Source organism: Pseudarthrobacter siccitolerans (assembly GCF_001046895.1).
In the GTDB taxonomy this organism is placed as follows: Bacteria; Actinomycetota; Actinomycetes; order Actinomycetales; family Micrococcaceae; genus Arthrobacter; species Arthrobacter siccitolerans.
On the sequence record NZ_CAQI01000053.1, the window covers coordinates 536,779 to 555,566 of the forward strand.

The 18,788-nt window shown below is 66.7% G+C and carries 17 protein-coding genes; 4 read left to right on the forward strand and 13 right to left on the reverse strand.

Annotated features, from left to right (window positions below; translation table 11 throughout):
• Positions 1 to 108 precede the first annotated feature (108 nt).
• From ARTSIC4J27_RS19615 to ARTSIC4J27_RS19625, 3 genes are read right to left on the reverse strand one after another with little or no spacing between them, the layout of a single operon-like run.
• A complete protein-coding gene (locus ARTSIC4J27_RS19615; protein ID WP_050056847.1) occupies positions 109 to 945 on the reverse strand; it encodes a carbohydrate ABC transporter permease in 837 nt (278 codons plus the stop codon).
• 3 nt (positions 946 to 948) lie between these two features.
• Positions 949 to 1,908: a carbohydrate ABC transporter permease gene (locus ARTSIC4J27_RS19620; protein WP_050056848.1), complete on the reverse strand. Its 960-nt coding sequence runs from the start codon at positions 1,906 to 1,908 to the stop codon at positions 949 to 951.
• Positions 1,909 to 1,960: 52 nt separating this feature from the next.
• On the reverse strand, positions 1,961 to 3,250 hold the full coding sequence (locus ARTSIC4J27_RS19625; protein ID WP_050056849.1) for an ABC transporter substrate-binding protein: 1,290 nt from the start codon (positions 3,248 to 3,250) through the stop codon (positions 1,961 to 1,963).
• Between the two features lie 238 nt (positions 3,251 to 3,488).
• On the opposite strand from ARTSIC4J27_RS19625, the gene ARTSIC4J27_RS19630 reads away from it, so the two are divergent.
• Complete coding sequence (locus tag ARTSIC4J27_RS19630) at positions 3,489 to 4,445, forward strand: LysR family transcriptional regulator (protein WP_050056850.1); 957 nt, start codon at positions 3,489 to 3,491, stop codon at positions 4,443 to 4,445.
• Positions 4,446 to 4,534: 89 nt separating this feature from the next.
• Here ARTSIC4J27_RS19630 and ARTSIC4J27_RS19635 read toward each other — a convergent pair whose 3' ends face one another.
• From ARTSIC4J27_RS19635 to ARTSIC4J27_RS19675, 9 genes are all read right to left on the reverse strand, one after another.
• Positions 4,535 to 6,013 (reverse strand): C-glycoside deglycosidase beta subunit domain-containing protein, encoded by a 1,479-nt coding sequence (locus tag ARTSIC4J27_RS19635; protein WP_050056851.1) that lies wholly within the window; start codon positions 6,011 to 6,013, stop codon positions 4,535 to 4,537.
• A 32-nt stretch (positions 6,014 to 6,045) separates the two neighbouring features.
• Complete coding sequence (locus tag ARTSIC4J27_RS19640) at positions 6,046 to 7,338, reverse strand: C-glycoside deglycosidase beta subunit domain-containing protein (RefSeq protein ID WP_050056852.1); 1,293 nt, start codon at positions 7,336 to 7,338, stop codon at positions 6,046 to 6,048.
• 79 nt (positions 7,339 to 7,417) lie between these two features.
• Positions 7,418 to 8,359, reverse strand: coding sequence for a carbohydrate kinase family protein (locus ARTSIC4J27_RS19645; protein ID WP_050056965.1), 942 nt, complete (start codon positions 8,357 to 8,359; stop codon positions 7,418 to 7,420).
• 59 nt (positions 8,360 to 8,418) lie between these two features.
• A complete protein-coding gene (gene eda / locus ARTSIC4J27_RS19650) occupies positions 8,419 to 9,042 on the reverse strand; it encodes a bifunctional 4-hydroxy-2-oxoglutarate aldolase/2-dehydro-3-deoxy-phosphogluconate aldolase (protein WP_050056853.1) in 624 nt (207 codons plus the stop codon).
• Positions 9,035 to 10,501, reverse strand: a complete 1,467-nt coding sequence (locus ARTSIC4J27_RS19655; protein ID WP_050056854.1) for a mannitol dehydrogenase family protein — start codon at positions 10,499 to 10,501, stop codon at positions 9,035 to 9,037. Before ARTSIC4J27_RS19655 ends, eda begins: the two co-directional genes overlap by 8 nt.
• Positions 10,489 to 11,424 carry a PfkB family carbohydrate kinase gene (locus ARTSIC4J27_RS19660; RefSeq protein WP_050056966.1) on the reverse strand — a complete coding sequence of 312 codons (936 nt, stop codon included), beginning with the start codon at positions 11,422 to 11,424 and terminating at the stop codon, positions 10,489 to 10,491. The genes ARTSIC4J27_RS19655 and ARTSIC4J27_RS19660 overlap by 13 nt, the downstream gene beginning before the upstream one ends.
• Positions 11,425 to 11,471: 47 nt before the next feature.
• A complete protein-coding gene (gene manD, locus ARTSIC4J27_RS19665; protein ID WP_050056855.1) occupies positions 11,472 to 12,683 on the reverse strand; it encodes a D-mannonate dehydratase ManD in 1,212 nt (403 codons plus the stop codon).
• Positions 12,684 to 12,787: 104 nt separating this feature from the next.
• Positions 12,788 to 13,819: an L-idonate 5-dehydrogenase gene (locus ARTSIC4J27_RS19670; protein ID WP_050056856.1), complete on the reverse strand. Its 1,032-nt coding sequence runs from the start codon at positions 13,817 to 13,819 to the stop codon at positions 12,788 to 12,790.
• Entirely contained in the window at positions 13,816 to 15,198 is a 1,383-nt protein-coding gene (locus tag ARTSIC4J27_RS19675; RefSeq protein WP_050056857.1) for an MFS transporter, read from the reverse strand. Before ARTSIC4J27_RS19675 ends, ARTSIC4J27_RS19670 begins: the two co-directional genes overlap by 4 nt.
• Before the next feature lie 139 nt (positions 15,199 to 15,337).
• Here ARTSIC4J27_RS19675 and ARTSIC4J27_RS19680 point away from each other — a divergent pair, with 139 nt between their 5' ends.
• Positions 15,338 to 16,063, forward strand: coding sequence for a GntR family transcriptional regulator (locus tag ARTSIC4J27_RS19680; protein ID WP_050056858.1), 726 nt, complete (start codon positions 15,338 to 15,340; stop codon positions 16,061 to 16,063).
• A 31-nt stretch (positions 16,064 to 16,094) separates the two neighbouring features.
• On the opposite strand, the gene ARTSIC4J27_RS19685 is transcribed toward ARTSIC4J27_RS19680, so the two are convergent.
• Entirely contained in the window at positions 16,095 to 16,913 is an 819-nt protein-coding gene (locus tag ARTSIC4J27_RS19685; RefSeq protein ID WP_050056859.1) for an alpha/beta hydrolase, read from the reverse strand.
• A 105-nt stretch (positions 16,914 to 17,018) separates the two neighbouring features.
• Between ARTSIC4J27_RS19685 and ARTSIC4J27_RS19690 the strand changes: the two genes are divergently transcribed.
• Together ARTSIC4J27_RS19690 and ARTSIC4J27_RS19695 are read left to right on the forward strand one after the other, a co-directional pair.
• Positions 17,019 to 17,345, forward strand: a complete 327-nt coding sequence (locus ARTSIC4J27_RS19690) for a GYD domain-containing protein (RefSeq protein ID WP_050056860.1) — start codon at positions 17,019 to 17,021, stop codon at positions 17,343 to 17,345.
• Between the two features lie 204 nt (positions 17,346 to 17,549).
• Entirely contained in the window at positions 17,550 to 18,767 is a 1,218-nt protein-coding gene (locus ARTSIC4J27_RS19695; RefSeq protein WP_050056861.1) for an MFS transporter, read from the forward strand.
• Positions 18,768 to 18,788 lie beyond the last annotated feature (21 nt).

The following is an 18,788-nucleotide window of genomic DNA, read 5'->3' on the forward strand; positions in this document are numbered from 1 at the left end:
CGGGGCGGCGCCTGTGCGCCGATGCACCCGCTTTTGGGCGCAAAGGATCACGGCAGGCCGCTGGTGCGGCTTGGTGCCTGGCGGTTTCCGGCCGGGCTGGCTAGCCGGTCAGCCCTTCAGGCCGCCGGAGAAGCCCTGGATGAAGCGCTTTTGGGCGAACAGGAACAGGGCGAGGATGGGGATCATGGACACGATGACAATGGCGAAGATCGAGTTCCACTGGGAGACCAGGGAGCCGATGTAGTAGTACATGGCCACCGGGAGGGTCTGGTTGGCGGAGCCACCCAGGAAGATCAGCGATGTGAAGAAGTCGTTCCACACGATGAGCCCGGCGAAGATGGTGACCGTTCCGGTGGCGGGAGCCATCATGGGGAACACCACCTTGGAGAAGATCTGGGACTTGCTGGCGCCGTCGATGGTGGCCGCTTCTTCGTAGTCCGTGCCGAGGCCGCGGAAGAAGTTTGCGTAGAGGAAGATCGACAGCGGCAGGAGCATTCCGGTGTAGAGGACGATCAGGCCCCATGCGGATCCGGTGAGCCCCAGGGCCCGTGCACCCATGTAGAGCGGGACGGCGCCGAGTTGGCCGGGAAGGATGATGGCCACGAGGAAGAGGTAGTACGCACCCTTGCTCCAGCGGCGGGTGCTGCGGGAGATGACGTAGCCGGTGATGGAGCCGAGGGCGATGAGTCCCACGATGCTGCCCGCGGTGATGATGACGCTGTTGACCAGGCCCATCACCACGTTGGAGTTGCCGGTGGCGGTGAGGACGTCGATGAAGTTGCTGAAGTCCGGGCTTTTGGGCGGAGCCAGGGCTGAGGTGGTGAACAGCTCGGCGTCCGGCTTCAGGGCAGTTGTCACCAGGAAGTAGAACGGAGTGAGGAAGATCAGGGCGAGCGCCCACAGGCCGATTTCGCGGAGCAGGGTGAGTTTGGTGTAGCGGAACATGGCTTAGTCCTCAGGGTTCGAACGCGTCAGCCGCTGCTGGAGTACGGCGAAGATCAGGATGATGGCTGCGAGCACCAGGGCCAGGGCGGCACCGCCCCCGAAGTTCCCGAGCGCAAACGCCTGCTTGTAGACCTGGGTGGCCAGGGTTTCCGTTGCCCCGGCGGGTCCGCCGCCGGTGAGCGCCATGATGGGATCGAAGACGCGCAGTCCCTGGACGATTCCCAGCGTGGTGGCGATGGCGACGGCGGGACGGATGGCGGGCAGGGTGACGTTGCGGAACCGCTGCCAGAGGTTGGCGCCGTCAATGGCCGCTGCCTCCTCCACTTCCGCGGGGACACCGGCCAGGCCGGCCATAAAGATCACCATGGCAAAACCGGTGGAAGACCAGACCAGCACCACCAGGACGGTCCAGATGGCCCATTGCGGGTCTGCCAGCCACGGCTTGGCCTGGTCGCCGGCGCCTATTGCCGTCAGGAGGGCATTGAGCGGACCGTCGAAGTCGAAGATGTATTTCCAGATGTAGGCCGTTGCCAGCGGGCTGAGCACCACCGGCATAAAAAACAGGGTCCGGAGGATGTAGCGCGTCTTGAGGACCCGGTTCAGGCCCAGCGCGATGACCAGCCCGGCGATGTTGCCCAGCAGAACCGAGCCAAAGGCCAGGAAGAGGGTGTTGGAGAGGGCCCCGACTTTTGTGGGGTCCTTGAAAATGGCCTCAAAGTTGGCCCAGCCCGTGATCTTGAACGCGCCGATGCCCGTCCAGTTGGTGAAGGCGAAGAATCCGCCGATCCCGGTTGCCACATAGTGGATGGCGAACACCAGGGCGATCCCGGGCAGGGCCCACCACCAGTGTCCGAATTCCAGGCCGCGGCCCCGGGAGCGGGCGTTCTGGCCCGCCCCCGGAGTGCGCCTGCCTCGCCGGGGTGCTTCTGCTGCTTCGCTTTTCGGTTGCATCGTCGCAGTCATGGTAATCCTTGCTTGTCCCTTTGAGTGGTCGGAACGTTGATGGTGAAAAACGCTACTGGCCCCAGGCGGCGTCCATGGCCTGCAGGACCTGGTCGGGGCTCTTCTGGCCCGTGATGATGCCCTGGACCCCCGTGGCCAGCGCGTCGTAGACGGCGGAGTTCGGCCACTGAATGTTCGGCAGCGGGCCGTACTTGCCGTCCTTGATCAGGTCGCCGACGTTCTTGTACGCGCCGCCGTCGAAGTCGTAGCTGTCGAGTCCGCTGACCGGCAGGGCGCCGTCGATTTCTGCGAACGCCTTGGTCTGCTCCGGTTCGGCAGCCCAGGCGAGGAACGCCTTGGCGGCGTCCTTGTTCTTGGAGGCGGCGTTAATGGAGAAGGCGTAGTTGGCGCTGGCGTAGACGTAGTCGCTGCCCGAGCCCTTTTCAGCCGGCAGTGCGCGCACACCGAATTCGGAGCCGGCAGCGGCGGACTGCAGCTGCTTCCAGCTCGTTGCCGGGATGAATCCTGCCAGTGACGTACCGCTGGCAAGGCCCTTGGTAATGGCGTCAAAACCGGCACCGGCGGCGCCCTTCTGGAAGCAGCCTGCGTCCTTCAGGGTGTTGACTGCTTCGAGCGCCGACTTCCAGCCGTCCGAGCCCGCGAACGTGACCTCATTGGCGGCGCGCTTGTCGTTCCACCGGGGGTCTTCCGCGTAGACGCGGGAGGCTGCCAGGGACATCGCGGTCAGGCCTGTGTTTGGAGGCGCCGCGCCGGCAAGGGCGAAGAGGGATTTCCCGGACGACTCAAGGGCCTTGCACTGCTGCTCAAGAGCCGCAAAGTCCGCGGGGAACTCGCCGGCCTCCTTAACCGCGGCCTCGTTCGCGACCAAGGCGGACACCGTAATGGCCGTTGCCTGGCCGAATACCTTGCCCTCCGGGCCGAAGCTGCTGGCGCTCCCCTCAGGCAGGAGCTCCTTGGCGGAATCGTCCAAGGGCTCCAGGAACCCGGCCTCCGCAAGCGGAAGGATGCTGCGTCCCTGGCCGCTGCCCGGCGAGGTCACCACAATGTCCGAGGCGTTGCCTGCCTGGAGCTGGGTGCGCAGGGTCTGGTCGTAGGAGTCGTTGGGCTGCGGGTTGAACGTGACCTTCACGTCCGGGTGCGCCTCCATGTACTTCTCGGCGAGCACCTGGAAGGGGCTTTCGATGGTGTTGGAGGTGGCGAAGGACAGCGAAAATTCCTTCGAGCCTCCGGAGGAGGCGTTGCTGCCGGTGGAGGCCGAGCAGCCGGTAAGGACGAGGGCGGCGATGGTGGGGACGGCGAGGGCGCCGGCCTTGAGGCCTGAATAGCGACGGTGCTGTGTCATGTCCAGCCTTTCTGACTTCGTTGTCGAAATATCCGGGAGCCGTGACCCCGGTCACTCATCAGTATGCAGGAGATGTGCAGAAAAAGCACATAAGTATTGCGGATGCCAGACATAAGTTTCACGGGGGTCTGCGGAAGCCTGCCCTATGCATCGGAAGATGTGATGCACCGCACCTGCTCTATTGATGCCGCTGATACACTGGCGGGACGAAAGTTCACCGTTGAAAGATCGACGTGCCGTGACGAATAATGTCCTGCTTTCCCGGCTCGACCTCAACCTCCTGATCTCGCTGGATGCCCTCATCACCGAGCGGAGCGTGACGAGGGCGGCCGAGCGGCTTCATCTCAGCCAGCCGGCGCTGAGCGCTTCGCTGGCGCGGCTCCGCTCCCACTTTGGGGATCCCATCCTGGCCCGCCGCGGCAATGCCTATGAACTCACACCCTTCGCCCTGCGGTTGGCTGAGCACACCACCACGGCGCTGGAGGCGGCCCGGCGCGTCTTCGAGAGCCAGGCCACGTGGGAGCCAGCGGAATCGGAACGCGAGTTCTCCATCTACGGCTCCGACTACGGATTTACCACCGTTGGCCGCGTGGTTTCCGAGCTTGCTGCCGAGCGTGCGCCGGGCGTCCGGTTCCGGTTCATGCTGCACAACCCGATGGTGGTGGAAGATGCAGCCAACCGCCTCCGTTCAGTGGACGGCATGGTGATCCCGCACGGGTTCCTTTCCGGCCTCCCCTACCTGGACCTGTGGCGGGACGGCTGGGTGGCGGTCGTTTCCACGTCCAACGCCGCCGTCGGCGAAAAAATCACCATGGAAAACATTGCCCAACTTCCGTGGGTGATGACGTACCAGACCCGGTCCGCGTCAACCTCGGCGGAACGGCAGATCATGCAGCTCGGTGTTGAGCCGCGCGTGGACGTGGTGGTGGAGAGCTTCCAGTCCTTGCCGCATTTTGTGGTGGGAACAAACCGGATCGCGCTCATCCAGGCGGCGCTGATACCGTTCGCGCTCCGCGTGGGCGGTGTGCGCGTCCTCCCCCTCCCCTTCGATGCCACGCCGCTGGTGAACGCCCTGTGGTGGCATCCGGTGCACAACCGCGATTCGGAGCACGAGTGGATGCGGGGCCTGTTCAAGGAGGCTGCCGATATCGTCTCAGCCGCAGCCGCCAAGGACGCTCCTCAAGCCTCGGCTTAGCGGCCGCAGTTAAGAGCCCCCGGCGGCTTAAAAGCCACAGTGCCCGGCCGGATGAACGGACGGGCACTGTGGATGCGCAACGCCGGGAATCAGGCTGACGCCAGCGCTGACCGCATGCTCTTGCGGATGAGGTCGTGCTGCTTGCGGACCAGCAGCAGGGGATCCACCTCGCCAAGCTCGGCGAAGGCGTGGCCCTCCCATTCGCTGGACCAGTAGCCCCGGTAGCCGCCCTCAACGAACACGCGGACGAGTTCCGGATAGTCGATGGCGGGTTCGTTGCCGTGGTCGTCAATGTCGTAGAACTTTGCGTGGACGTGCATGATCTGGGGCATGATGTCCGCCCACTCTTTCGGGCTGACATGGCCGTGCATGTTGAAGGCCAGGTGCGCGAAGGAACCAAGGCGGGCAGGATCGAAATCCCGTGCCCGCAGGTAGCCGATGAACTCCTCCTGGCGCGCCCGCATCGGGGCATCGGTGGCCCAGATGGCCTGCAGCTTTTGGACTGCGTCGTCGTCGAGCCCGGCACGGCGGACGGCCCGCAGGAGCGTGGGAGACATGCTGTGCATGGTGGAGGAGAAGTCCGCCACAAAGCCCAGCAGCGGTGAATCGAGCTCCGCGTACACGTCGCGCACCTTCATGATCTCCGGGGAGTTGGGACCCAGTGGTGCGTGGATCTCGTAGGCAAGCTTGAGCTCCAGGTCCTCGGCGAGCGGCAGCAGCCGCCGCAGCAGGTCCGGTTTGGCGCTCTGGATACGGACCAGCGGGAACCCGAGCTTCTTGGCCCCGTGGAAGAGCGTCTGTGTGAAGTCATATTCCTCGTCGGGTGTCATATCCCGGTCGCGGCGCCGGCCCATGTCCAGGTTGGCACCGAAGGAGCTGGCGGTGAAACCGTGCTTGTCGAAGGCCTGCTGCCAGGAACGGGCAAAGTCATCCGAGACGTGCGGATACGTTGGCAGGACCTGGGAGGCCACGATCTCGATGCCGGGGCCGATGCCCAGCTCCGCCACGCGGTTCAGAAGGCCGTCAAAGTCGTACCAGCCGGCCCGGAACTCTGCGCTGGCCGAATAGAGGGTGAGCCCGAGCGAGAACGGATCGTCCTCGGCCTTTGGCGGAGGCGGGGTGACCGTCGTCGTCAGTTCAGGAGCCGCAGCGGCCCTGTCCGTGACAGTCAGCTCGAGCGTCTGGTTCACGAAGTTGGGGACGTACATCCCGGGGCCGCCGTCCTGGCCCGGGGCGATCTGCATGTAAGGCAGGCGCAGCTCCCCGATGAGCTGGACGGTGTGCTTTCCGCCCAGGGCCACAGGAGTGTCCCGCCTGGCGACCAGCAGGGGGTGCTCCTGCAGGTACCAGAGGGTTTCGCTCTGGGCCGGGAGGTCGGCGAGCGCGTAGCGGACGCCGCCAAGTTCCAGGGCCAGGTCCTCGGCAGGAACTTCCTGCCCGTCGACGGTGAGCCGCAGGCTGGAGACCGAGGAGAGCCACAGGCTCCGGTACCACGGCAGGGTCAGGGCCAGGGCCAGGCCGTCCGGGTGGGCGCGGAGGCTTGAATCGTCGAGAAGTCCGTTTGGCATTGTCTGTTCTCTTTGCTGGGAGGCGGGAAGGGTCAGGGAAGTTCGGCGGCGATACGGCGGATCAGGGCATGCTGGCGGCGTACCTGCTCGATGGCCCGCCACGGTGTGCGCTCACCCTCGTATTCGCTGGAGAGGTAGCCGGTGTAGCCCGCGTCTTTGAGCGCCTTGAGTACGGGGAGCCAGGGAATCTGCTGGTCCTCGAGTTGGTCGTTGATGTCGTGGAACTTCGCCTGGACGAACACCACATACTGGGCAATTGCTGCGAAATCGGCCGGGTCGACGCCGATGCCGTCCAGGAACGCGGGCCTGGTTTCGCGGGTCTCGCCGTCGCGCAGCGGGATGGGCCGGTCCTGGAAGATTCCGGTATCGATAAGCAGGCCGAAGTTCTTGGTTCCGGTCCGTTCGATGAGGCTGATGTAGTCCTCGACAACTGGGTGCTTGATGGGCGTGGGCGAATGGATCTCGGGGCAGATGGTGATCCCCAGTTCGTGGGCGAGGTCCAGGGAACGCTCCACCGATTCGGTCCAGATGGGGTCCGGAACCAGGTCGCTGGACACCACGCCGATCTTGGGCCGCACAAAGCCGAAGCCGAGCCGGTGGGCCAGGCGCAGGTCGCGCTGCAGCGCCTCTGCACCCTCGGCAGCCGTCATGCTCCGGCCCGGGTGCAGCCGGGTATCGATCCAGGACCCGTAGTTCGTGGGCTCCAGGGAGTACTTCTCGAGCAGGCTGTACCAGGTGTCGATCCACGCGGAAGCAGGTTCGGGGTAGCCGGGGACGTGGCCCTCGCCGAGGATCTCGACGCCGGTGGCGCCGACGTCCGCGATGGAGGCCAACGCAGTCTCCAGGTCCATGACCGTGCCGTAGTCGCCCATGTAACTGTAGAGGGAAACGCCGTAACGGAAGGTGCCTGCACCACCCTCCGGGGCCAGCGTCACCGCGCGGCTGGCGCGGTGGACGGTGGGCTGGTGCTCCACAGGAATATAGGACATGCGCAGCCGCAGTTCGATGGTGAGCTCATGGACGCCCCGCGGCAGGCCGCCGTCGAACGGAACGGTGACCACCGCAGCTTCCTCGAGGGGCCAGCGCACGCCGTCGCTTTCCCAGAGCTGCTGCAGCGTGTAGGTCCGCCCGCCGAAGGTCCACAGCGGAACGGCAGGACCGACGTCGACGATGTTGCCCACACGGACCGCAATGCCGTCGATCAGCGACGCGGCCATGCCGCGGTAGGAAGGCATCCGGACGCGGAACTGGAAGCCGGTCACACGCCCGCCCTCGGTGAAGTTGCGGAAGCCGACGGACTGGATGAGGTCTCTTTCGAGAAGCATCGTTGCTCACTCTCTCTAGGTGCGAAACCAGACTAACAGCATTCTGTCGGTTTCACACCTAAGTTTGTGAGAATCACACCTAACCCTCGGTGGAAGACCCGTTCAGCTCGGCGCGCGTGGGCGGGTTGGCGCCAGGACGCGAAACGGTCACCGCGGCGGCCCGGGCAGCATGGGCCAGCAGCTCACCCAACCCCTCGGCCGGGAGTTCGCGCAGGTCCTTGCGGTTCTGGGCGCCGTCGAGGCCGCGGTCCACCAGGCCGGACAGCAGTGCTGCCATAAAGGAGTCGCCCGCGCCCACCGTGTCTGCCACCTCAACCCTGGGCGCCTGGACCTGCGCCTCGCCGGCCCGGGTTATCCCCCACGGCCCGTCCGCGCCGCGGGTGACCACCACCATGGCCGGTCCCTCGTTGCCGCCCAGGTTCAGCCAGCGGCGGGCGGCGTCCAGCACATCCGTGTCCGGGTAGAGCCAGGCGAGGTCTTCGTCGGAAGCCTTCACCACGTCAGCGAGTGAGACGAATTTTTCCGTGTGGCGGCGCGCATAGTCCACGTCGGTGATGATGCTGGGCCGGCAGTTGGGGTCGAAGCTGATGGTGGCCCGCGGGTGGGCGTATTCGACGGCGGCCAGCACGTCCGTGGCGCCGGGCGCGAGCATCGTGGCGATGGAGCCGGTGTGCAGGAGGGTGGTGCCCTGCAGCATAAAGGCCAGGCGGTCGGCGATGCCGGGAAGCTGCCAGGTGAGGTCGAACGTGTAGGTGGCGGCGCCGTCGTCGTCAATCAGGGCGGTGGCCACGCTGGTAGGAAGATCGTCCGGGCCCAGCGGAAGCATCACAGAGCTGGAGCGCAGGTGCGCGGCGACGGAATCGCCGTACGCGTCCCGGCCATAGCGGCCGATGAACTGCACCGGGTGGTCCAGCCGGGCCAGGCCCACCGCGACATTGAGCGGACTGCCGCCCACGTGCGCCTCGATCCCGGAGGCGCGCTGGACAACGTCAACAAGGCCTTCACCAATAACTGTGAGCATGCCCATACTCTGCCAGAGGAGCGGCGCCGGCAGCAGTTTGTGTCAGCCCGCAGTTTGTGTCAGCGCAGCGCGGCAGCCCCCTGCGCCAGCCGGGTAATCTGCGCCCAGTCCTCACCTTCGACGGCGGCGCGCGGCGTGAGCCAGCTCCCGCCGACGCAGGTGACGTTCGGCAACGCCAGGTAGTCCGGTGCGGAGGCAAGGCTGATGCCGCCGGTGGGGCAGAACTGGACGGCCGGGATGGGCGCCCCGATGGCGGCGAGGTAATCAGGCCCGCCGGCGGGTCCGGCCGGGAAGAACTTCATCGCCGTCAGGCCGCGCTCCAGGACCGCCAGCACTTCACCCACGGTTGCCACTCCGGGCAGCACTGGAACCTCGAGCTGGAGCATGTGGTCCAGCAGCGTTACCGTCACGCCGGGGCTGACCAGGAACTGGGCACCCGCGGACACGGCGTCGTCGGCCTGCGCCGGAGTGAGGATGGTGCCCGCACCCACCAGGATGTCCGGCACTTCGTTTGCAATGCGCTTCAGTGATTCAAGCGCGCTGTCCGTGCGCAGCGTCAGCTCGATGATGCGGACCCCACCCTCAACCAAGGCGCGCGCCACGGGAACGGCGTGCTGGGGATCGGCGATGGTGACCACCGGGATGACAGGGGAAACGTGCAGGACGCTGGTTGCGTCAGCCATGGGTAATCTCTTTTCTCAGGCTATCCAGCCCGGTGTCGATGATGCGGTACCAGTGGGCCAGCAGGTCCGCGAAAGTGGTGTTGGCCGCGAGTTCGGCGTCAAAAATGCTGCGCACGCCCAGAAGCGCCGGCACCACGGTGGCGGCGGACCGCTCAGCGGGCAGGGCCTCCTGGAGCTCCTCCGCCAGGGGATCGTTCAGGTCTGCCGCAGCAGTGGTGGCCACGTGGTGCATCCATGCGGCCACGGCGAGCGCGGCCCAGCGTGGCTCCCGGCCGGCGTCGAGGGCGGCACGGGCGGTGGTCAGCAGCCGGAGGCCGATTTTCTGCGACCCGTCGCTGCCCACCTTGGCGGTGGTGTGGCCCAGTGCCGGGTTCGCGAAGCGCTTGAGGACCTGGGCGCAGTACGTTTCTCCGTCCAATCCCTTGGGCAGGCTGATGGTGGGCAGCGCGTCCTCGGCCAGCATCCGCTGACAGGCAACGCGGAAGGCGTCCTCGGCGACGGCGTCGCTGATGGTCGCCTTGCCGCTGGCCAGTCCCAGGTAGGCCAGCATCGAGTGGCTCGCGTTGAGCAGGCGCAGCTTGGCCGCCTCCCACGCCGCTACATCATTGCTGAACAGCGCCCCGGCCTGTTCCCAGGCGGGCCGGTCCCCCGCGAAGTTGTCCTCAATGACCCACTGCATAAAAGGCTCGGCCACCACGGCGGCCTCGTCCCGCAGCCCGAGTTCACGTTCGACGGCATCAAGGTCACCTGCCGTGGTGGCCGGCACCATCCGGTCCACCATGGTGCTGGGGAAGGTGACGTTGTCCTCAAGCCACGCAAGCAGCGGTCCGGATTCGTCCTCGGGAAGGGCGGCGGCGAACGCCCGCACCAGGGTGCCGGTCAGTTCACCGTTGCCCGGCAGGTTGTCGCACGAGACCACGGTCAGCGGTCTCCCGCCGGCCAGGGCCCGCTTCTGGATGCCGCGGGCGACCTGTCCGATGGCGGTCAGCGGCGGGTTCCCGGCGAGATCGGCCTGGACCTGGTCATCCGCGAGGTTCAGGGAACCCGTGTGAGGATCGATCCGGTAGCCCTTTTCGGTGACCGTCAGCGTCACCACCTGCGTGCTGTCCGCGGCGATCCGGTCCACGACGGCATCCGGCTGGTCCCGGCCCGAGATGGCCTCCACGATGCTGGACACCACGCGGAGCGGCGCGGCGCCGCTCCCCCGCTCAGCGATGCAGAAGAGTCCGTCCTGGGGAGCCAACTGGCGTGCCACGGTGTCGGAACGCTGGGTGACCCCGATGATCCCCCAGCCGGAATCACCGGTGGCGAGCATCGCTTCCTCGGTGAAAACGGCGGTGTGGGCGCGGGCGAAGGCACCCAGGCCGAGGTGGACGATGCCGGGCCGGATAGTCCGGCCCGCGAGGGGTGCGAGGTGTTGGCCGTCGCCGGCAAGGGAGGCGGCGCTTAGGCGTGTGATGGCGCTGCTCCTTCCGGTGCCAGGCCGATGGAAGCGTGGGCCCGCGTCTGCTCCAGCGTGGGGATGAAGCCGGTGCCGCCCTTGCCGCCCACCACCAGTGATGCCGCCGCTGCACCGTACCGGGCAGCGGCAGGAAGGGTGTCGCCAAGGACCAGGCGGGCGGTGAGGGTGCCGACAAAGGCATCACCCGCGCCGGTCTGGTCTACAACTGCCGGTGCCGGAATCGAGTCGATCCAGGTTTTGTCCTGGCCTTCGCCGTCCAGCTGGATGCCGTCGGCACCGCAGGTGACCGCCACGTTCCGCGCACCCAGGCTCCGCAGCTTCGCGGCGGCCTCCACCGGCGTCGGGCAGTCCAGGAGGGCCGACGTTTCGCCGGGGAAGGACGGGGTAACCACGAAGGCGCGGGGCGCCAGCTCCAGCAATGCCTCCGTCGCCTCCTCCACCGAGGTGAGGCGGGGGCGGAAGTTGGGATCGAACACAAAGCGCCTGGCGACAGCGGCGGCCTTGAAAACCGCCGCCCGGGACGAATCCGAGATGGCGCAGGCGATGCCGCCCGCCACCACGGCGCCGGCGGCGGCGAAAACTGCCGGGTCGACGTCGTCGGGGCCCAGGGTGGACCCGACGCTTCCGGTGCGGGCGTAGGAGAACTCGCGCTGGCCGTCGGGGTCGCAGTGGACGAGGTAGACGCCCTGCTGGCCGCGGCGGAACTTCAGCAGGTCAGGGGAAACGCCAAGTTCCACGATCCGGGAGGCGATCGCCCTGCCGAGGTCGTCGTCGGTCAGGACGGACAGGAGGCCCACGCGCGCGCCGGCGGCAGCGGCTGCCGCGGCGACGTTCAGGGCGTCGCCGGAGATACCAAGCTGGGCGGGGACGCCATGGCCGAACGCCACGTCGGTGGCCACCTCAACGAGGATCTCCCCCATCACGACGACGTCGAACGGCTCTTGCTTCGGGTGTTGGGTTGGGATGCTCACCAGTCGTGCACCGATCCGTCGAGCCGCCGGTTGATGGGCAGGTACTTGGGGTCGAACGGGAACCGGGCGGCGGCTTCCTCGTTGAACTCCACACCGATGCCGGGTGCGTCCCCGGGATGCATGTAGCCGTCGTTGAAGGTGTAGGAGGTGGTGAAGACTTCGTTGGCGGGCTCCCGGTGGCCCATGTATTCCTGGATGCCGAAGTTGGGGATGCTCATGTCCACGTGCAGGGCCGCGGCGAAGGAGGCCGGCGAGAGGTCGCCGGCGCCGTGGGAGCCGGAGCGCACGCCGTAGAGGTCGGCGAGGGAGAAGATGCGGCGCAGGTGCGTAATGCCGCCGGCGTGCGACACGGAGGTGCGGATGTAGTCGATCAGCCGCTCGGTGATCAGCTGCTGGCAGTCCCAGATCGAGTTGAACACCTCGCCCACGGCGATGGGCGTGGTGGTGTGCTGGCGGATCAGACGGAAGGCGGACTGGTCCTCAGCCGGCGTCGGATCTTCGATCCAGAAGGGACGGTACTGCTCCAAAGAGGCGCCCAGCCGGCCGGCCTCAATGGGGGTCAGGCGGTGGTGCACGTCGTGCAGGACGTGCACGTTGTAGCCGAACTGTTCGCGCACATGAGCCATCATCTTCGGCGCGAAGTCCAGGTACGCCGTCGTCTCCCAGGTGTCCTCCTGCGGGACGTTGCCGCTGGCGGGCTCGTAGAGTTTGCCGTCCACCGGGGCGATTCCGTAGGTCTTTTCCAGGCCCGGCACGGCTGCCTGGGCGCGGATGGCCTTGTAGCCGAGGTCCAGATGGTGCTGGAAGTCTGCGCTGAGGTCCTCCAGCGTGGAACCGCTGGCGTGGCCGTAGACCATCACGCCCTCACGGGCGGCGCCGCCCAGGAGTTCGTACACGGGCATGCCGGCGGCCTTGCCCTTGATGTCCCAGAGCGCGACGTCGATCGCGGCGATCGCGGTCATGGTCACCGGGCCACGGCGCCAGTAGGCGCCCTTGTAGAAGTACTGCCAGGCATCCTCGATGCGGCGCGCGTCGCGGCCGATGAGCAGCGGGCAGAGGTGCTCGGACAGGTAGGACGCCACGGACAGCTCGCGCCCGTTCAGGGTGGCGTCGCCGATGCCGGTGATGCCGTCCTCGGTTTCAATAACGAGCGTGACGTAGTTCCGTCCGGGCGACGAAACCACTACCCGTGCGTCGGTGATCTTCACTGGTTGGTCCTTCAGGTGTTTTCGGAGAGAGGCAGGTAGGTCGCAGTAAGTGCCGTTATGAGCCGCCATAACGGCACTTACTGCTACTGAGTTGGATGGGGTTGTCAGGGTGTGGTGAGCCGGAGCATGACCTTGCTGCTGCCGGCGGCGGGATCTGCGGAAACGCGCATGGCTTCCTCCGCCTGGTCAAGATCGAACCTGTGGGTGATGACCGGTGAGACGTCGAGGCCTTCGGCCATGGCGCGCAGGGCGTCGGTGATCTCGTCCACGAACCGGTATGAGCCGATCCAGGTGATTTCGCGCGTCACCAGGTCACCCAGTGCAGCGGGGGCAGGGGCGCCGGGCAGGTTGCCCACCTGGACAATGGTGCCGCCACGGGCCGTGGCGCGCAGGACCCCGCCGAGCACCGCGGGGATGCCGGTGGCTTCGAATACGAGTTCCATGTCCTGCGGGAGGGAGCCGCCGGCGGAGACGTTCAGCACCTCATCCGCACCCATGGCCTTGGCGATAGCGAGTGAAGCTTCGCTGATGTCCGTGGCGATGACGTTCCTGGCACCGGCGTGCTTGGCCGCGGCGATAACCAGGGACCCGATGGGGCCGGCGCCGTTCACCAGGACGTCCCGGCCGGTGAGGCTGCCAACCCGGCCGACGGCGTGAAGCGCGACGGCGAGGGGCTCGGCCAGTGCGCCGTGCAGTGTGTCCACGCCCTCGGGCAGCGGCCGGATCTGGGAGGCGCGGGCGAGCTTGCGTTCGCTGAAGCCGCCGTCGGTGTGGGGGTCAAAGGCGGCGGAGCCGAAATACCGGATCTGCGGGTAGAGGTTGGTCCGGCCCGCCAGGCGCTCCGGCATGGTGCCGTCCCCCACCAGTTCCGCGGGGTGGACGGTGACCGGCTGCCCCACCTCGAGGCCCGTCACGCCGGCGCCCAACTGGGCGATCCGGCCGGCCACCTCGTGCCCCAGGACCAGCGGGGACTTCAGGACAGCCGTCCCCGACCCGCCGTGGCGCCAGTACGAAAGGTCGGATCCGCAGATGCCGCCCCATTCGACGTCGAGCACTACCTCGCCGGGACCGGCTACCGGCTCCGGCCGTTCGTCGATCCGGAGATCGTTCGCCCCGTGGACTACAACGGCTTTCATACTGCGTCTTCCAGGCGGACCATGTCGCGGCCGCGGACCTCGGGGCCGACGGCGGCGGAGATGAGGGTGATCAGTGAGTAGGCGATGAGCATCGCGGCCAAGGGCCACCAGTGGCCGGTGATCGCGGTGAGCGTCGCTGCCAGCAGCGGGCCGATGGCGGTGGCCAGGATGCCGCCGATTTCCTTCGCCAGGGCGAGCTGGGTGAAGCGGGTCCGGGCTCCGAAGAACTCGGCCATGGTGACACTCTCCATGGCGAAGAGGCTCAGGACGCCCAGGTTCAGGCCGATGATCATGGCGACGGTGATGAGGACGGTGTTTCCGCTGGTGACCATCAGCAGCATGGGGATGGCGAACAGCGCGGTGAGGGAGCTCAGGGCCAGATAGAGCGGCCGGCGTCCGAAGCGGTCGCCGAGGATGCCCATGACGGGGATGGTCACGAACCCAAGCAGGGAGCCGTACATGATGGCGGTGGTGCCCACGCTCTTGTCGACCAGGAGGACGGTGGCGAGGTAACCGATGATGAAGGTCTGGATCAGGCCGGAGTTGCCTGCCTGCCCGAAGCGCAGGCCGAGGGCGATCAGGAATGCCTTGCCCTTGCGCTGGTGCAGTGCTGCTTCGATGGTGCTGGTTTTGGCCAACTCGTCCGCGGCGGCGATTTCGCGCTTGGACAGTGCGACGCCGTCCACCACGTCGGCACGCTCTTCAAAGACGGGGCTTTCCTTGACCGAGCGGCGGACCCAGACGGCGAAAATCATGAGCACGAAGCTGAACAGGAACGGGATGCGCCAGCCCCAGCTCAGCAGGTCTTCTTCAGACAGGGTGGACACAAGGATTGCCCAGATGGCGGAGGCGGCGAGGGTTCCGGAGTTGGTGCCCAGGCATACGAGTGACGAGATCAGGCCACGGCGGCGGGCGGGAGCGAACTCAGCCAGCATTACCGTTGCGCCGGCGATTTCCGCGCCGGCACCGAAGCCCTGTGCCAGGCGCAGGGCCACCAGCAGGATGGGTGCCCAGATGCCGATCATTGCGTAGGTGGGGAGGACACCGATCAGCGTTGTGGACGCACCCATCAGGGCGATGGTGATGAAGAGGACCTTCTTGCGGCCGATCCTGTCACCCATCCGGCCGAAGTACACGGCACCTGCAAGGCGGGCAACATACCCAACGCCGTAGGTTGCCATCGCGGCGATCAGGCCAATGACCGGGCTGACATCGGGGAAGAAGAGCTTGTTGAAGACGATGGCTGCCGCCAGCGAGTAGAGCTGGAAGTCCATGAACTCCATAGCCGTTCCCAGCCAGCCGGAGACGGCGACCTTCGCCAGTTCTTTGGTGGGTTTTGCCTCCGGCTTGGTGTTGGGGGGCGCAATGCTTTCGGTCATCAGGTGCTCCTTTGCAGGCGATGTGAACGAAGGGGATAAGACGGGGGACGCTGGCGGGTCTGCAACAAGTGACCAGCAGCACGTTCTACTACCATACAAGCACTACCATTCTAGTGTGTCAACAGCATAGAATGAGGTCATGGCTAGGGAAAAACACGGCGCGGCCCCGCGGCTGTCCGTACGGGACCAGACCCTTGAGACACTCCGGCGGCGCATCATTTCGCTGCAGCTGCCTCCGGGAGAACCGCTGTCCGAGAACGAACTCGCGCAGGAACTGGGCGTCAGCAGGACGCCGGTTCGCGAGAGCCTGATCCTGCTGCGCGAAGAGGGCCTGGTCCAGGTCTTCCCCCAGATCGGCTCCTTTGTGTCGCTGGTGGACCTGGGCCGGGTGTCCGAGGCCCAGTTTGTCCGCGAGGCGATCGAATGCGCGTCGCTGCGTGACCTGGCCGTGGACAGCGCGGGCATCGCCGGCCTGCGGGAGATCTTGAAGGCCCAGTCAGATGCCGATGCCGCGGGCGACGTGGAGGAATTCTTCCGGCTTGATGAGGACTTCCACCGGGAGCTGCTGCGCCTCGCCGGGCACGAGTCCGCCTGGGCGGCGGTCAACTCCGCCAAGGCCCACCTGGACCGCGCCCGCCGCCTCAGCCTGCTTGACACGCGACCCGTGGCCACCCTCATCGAACAGCACACCGCCGTGGTGGATGCCCTCGAAACCAACAACCTCAACGACGCCGACAGCAGCCTCCGCGTTCACCTGCGGGGTGTTTTCGAGGACGTCCAGCGCATCCAGGAGTCCACCCCGGAGCTCTTTTCCGACGGTGCGGCGCCGCGTCCCGGCAGGCGGAGCGTCGCGCGGCTGACGTAGCATCGCGCGGCCGACGCAGCATCGCGGGCAGTCAGGCAGCCTTTCGTGTCCAGCCCAGCAGCTCCTGCACCAGCTCCCGGCACTTCAGGTAAGCCGGCGCTGCGGGATCGATCAGCGCGAAGTGGTCGCCGGGAACGGTCACCAGCTCTGCGGGGACTTGCCCGCCGCGGCTCGCCTCGACATAGCTTTCGGACATCGCCAGCGGAACGTCGTCATCCTCCGTGGCGTGCACGGCACAAACCGGAACGTCCAGCGGGAGGGCTGCCATCGGGTCCGCGTACCGGTGCCGGCCCGGAAATTCCGACGACGGCCCGCCCAGCAGGTTGGTGACGGCACCGTTGCTGAGGTTGAGCCTTTCGGCCTCTGCCAGGTTCAGGACGCCGGACTGGCTCACCACCCCGGTGAGGCGGACGCCGTCGTCCCCCGACCCGACGTCGCGGTGCTCAGGTTCCAACTCCAACTCACCCAGCCGGCCCCGCCCAGCCGCCCAGACTGCCAGATGCCCGCCGGCCGAATGCCCGAGGGCCACCACGTTGGCCAGGTCCAGTGCATGCGGGCCGGCGAGCTCCTGCAGTTTGTCGATGCCGGCGAGGATGTCCTGGAAAGTCCCCGGCCAGCCTCCGCCGTTTCCCGCGCGGCGGTACTCCAGGTTCCACGCCGCCACCCCGCGGGCGGCCAGGTCCGCGGCCAGCGGTTCCCCCAGCCCGGCACCGTACCGCGGGCGCCAGTAGCCGCCGTGGATCACCACCACCACGCCTCGGTGCGTACCGCCGTCGGGCAGTTCGGGGAGGAACAGTTCGCCCCACTGGCTGGGGTCATCGCCGTAGAAATACCTGTGCCGCTGCGCCATGTGCCGAGCGTACCCCGCCCTGGCAATCCGGCCGTTGCAGCGGGGCCAACGCACTGCCATCCTGAGTGGATCCGCACTTCCAGCACTCCAGTAAAGGACGAGAAGATGCCGCTTTACCTGTCAAAATTCAGTTACACCCCGGAGACCTGGCACCGGCTGACCAGCAACCCCGAAGACCGTCGAAAGGCCGCGCAGGCGTACATCGAATCAGTGGGCGGAAAGCTCCACGGGTTCTGGTATGCCTTCGGCAACCACGACGGCTACAACCTCTGGGAAGCGCCGGACAACGTGTCCATGGCTGCCGTGGCATTAGCCATCAGCGGGGGCGGCGCACTGAGCTCGTTCGAAACCACTGTGCTGCTGAGCGTCGAAGAGACCATCGAAGCGCTCCAGAAGGCCGCCGAGATCAAATACCAGCCGCCAGGCAGCTGACCGTACCCGTTCGTCCAGAGAACCACCGGCATTGGAGGGTGGGCGCAAGCTGCTGCCCTGTTCGACTAGCGAACTTTTGTGCACTGAACGAACCAGCCTGTACCCTTGACGACGGAAGAAAAGCATGCCGTGGGTCACGTATGGATGTGGCGGCGCTCTCGATCGGCTGCGCTTCCCTCCTTTTACTAAATCAATGAGGATTCCATGACAATTTCCCCCTCCGCCCGCCCGTCGCGCTGGCCAGTCTGGCTCTGCTGGCTGGCCATGGTCCTGGACGGTTTTGACCTCGTAGTGCTCGGCACCGTCATCCCCACGTTGATCAAGACCGGCGAGCTTGGCTTTGATGCTGTCGGCGCCACTTTCGTGGCCACCATCTCGCTCGTGGGCGTGGGCCTGGGAGCGCTCTTTATCGCCCCGCTCTCGGACCGCTTCGGACGCCGGAACCTGCTGGTAGCGTGTGTGCTCTGGTTCTCGCTGCTCACCCTCGCGGTGGTGTGGGCCCCGAATGTCGCCGTCTTCGGCGCGCTCCGGCTGTTGGCCGGGGCCGGGCTGGGGGCATGCCTGCCGGCCGCCCTTGCCTACATGAACGACTATGCCCCGGCCAGTTCCGCCGGCAAGTCAACCACCCGCACCATGACGGGCTACCACGTCGGGGCGGTGGCCACCGCCTTCCTGGCGATGACCGTCATCCCCGATTGGCGCATCATGTTTGTGGTGGGAGGCGTTGCCGGCCTGATCCTTGCGCCGTTCCTCTGGTTCAAGCTGCCGGAGACCCTGCCGGCGGCGCGGGCTGCCGGGACCGAGGAACAGACCGGGTTCCGGAGCCTGGCGAAGAAGCCTTATCCCCTGCTCGCCGCGGCCATCGGCGCCGCATCGTTCATGGGCCTGCTGCTGGTGTACGGCCTGAATACCTGGCTTCCGCAGCTGATGGCGTCCGCCGGATACCCTGTCAGCGCCGGGCTTTCCCTGCTCCTGGTCCTGAATATGGGCGCAGTGGCCGGCCTGATTATCGCCGGGATCCTGGCCGACAAGCACGGGACCAAGCCCATCGTGCTGCTGTGGTTCGGACTTTCGGCAGTATGCCTCGCCCTCCTGAGCGTCAAGGTCGACAACGCGGTCCTGCTGAACGTGATCGTCTTCGTCACGGGCGTGTTTGTTTTCAGTTCCCAGGTACTTGTTTACGCCTGGGTCAGCCAGTTGTTCCCGGCCCGCCTGCGCGCCACCGCTCTCGGCTTCGCTGCCGGCGTGGGCCGCGTCGGCGCCATTGTGGGGCCTGCCGTGACGGGCGGCCTGGTTGCCGCCGGCATCGCCTATCCCTGGGGTTTCTACGTCTTCGCGGCCGCGGGCGCCCTGGCCGTGGCAGCCCTGCTGGCGGTCCCCCGCGCTGTTGCGCCGGACCGCACCGAAGCCCCGGTCAGCTAGGGGTTTCCCAGGCGCTTGGTT

Excerpts from the sequence above, each read along its gene's own strand:
- ARTSIC4J27_RS19615 (WP_050056847.1), bottom strand. The coding sequence starts at position 945 with ATGTTCCGCTACACCAAACTCACCCTGCTCCGCGAAATCGGCCTGTGG.
- ARTSIC4J27_RS19620 (WP_050056848.1), bottom strand. The coding sequence starts at position 1,908 with ATGACTGCGACGATGCAACCGAAAAGCGAAGCAGCAGAAGCACCCCGG.
- ARTSIC4J27_RS19625 (WP_050056849.1), bottom strand. The coding sequence starts at position 3,250 with ATGACACAGCACCGTCGCTATTCAGGCCTCAAGGCCGGCGCCCTCGCC.
- ARTSIC4J27_RS19635 (WP_050056851.1), bottom strand. The coding sequence starts at position 6,013 with ATGCCAAACGGACTTCTCGACGATTCAAGCCTCCGCGCCCACCCGGAC.
- ARTSIC4J27_RS19640 (WP_050056852.1), bottom strand. The coding sequence starts at position 7,338 with ATGCTTCTCGAAAGAGACCTCATCCAGTCCGTCGGCTTCCGCAACTTC.
- ARTSIC4J27_RS19645 (WP_050056965.1), bottom strand. The coding sequence starts at position 8,359 with ATGCTCACAGTTATTGGTGAAGGCCTTGTTGACGTTGTCCAGCGCGCC.
- eda (WP_050056853.1), bottom strand. The coding sequence starts at position 9,042 with ATGGCTGACGCAACCAGCGTCCTGCACGTTTCCCCTGTCATCCCGGTG.
- ARTSIC4J27_RS19660 (WP_050056966.1), bottom strand. The coding sequence starts at position 11,424 with ATGGGGGAGATCCTCGTTGAGGTGGCCACCGACGTGGCGTTCGGCCAT.
- ARTSIC4J27_RS19670 (WP_050056856.1), bottom strand. The coding sequence starts at position 13,819 with ATGAAAGCCGTTGTAGTCCACGGGGCGAACGATCTCCGGATCGACGAA.
- ARTSIC4J27_RS19675 (WP_050056857.1), bottom strand. The coding sequence starts at position 15,198 with ATGACCGAAAGCATTGCGCCCCCCAACACCAAGCCGGAGGCAAAACCC.
- ARTSIC4J27_RS19680 (WP_050056858.1), top strand. The coding sequence starts at position 15,338 with ATGGCTAGGGAAAAACACGGCGCGGCCCCGCGGCTGTCCGTACGGGAC.
- ARTSIC4J27_RS19685 (WP_050056859.1), bottom strand. The coding sequence starts at position 16,913 with ATGGCGCAGCGGCACAGGTATTTCTACGGCGATGACCCCAGCCAGTGG.
- ARTSIC4J27_RS19690 (WP_050056860.1), top strand. The coding sequence starts at position 17,019 with ATGCCGCTTTACCTGTCAAAATTCAGTTACACCCCGGAGACCTGGCAC.
- ARTSIC4J27_RS19695 (WP_050056861.1), top strand. The coding sequence starts at position 17,550 with ATGACAATTTCCCCCTCCGCCCGCCCGTCGCGCTGGCCAGTCTGGCTC.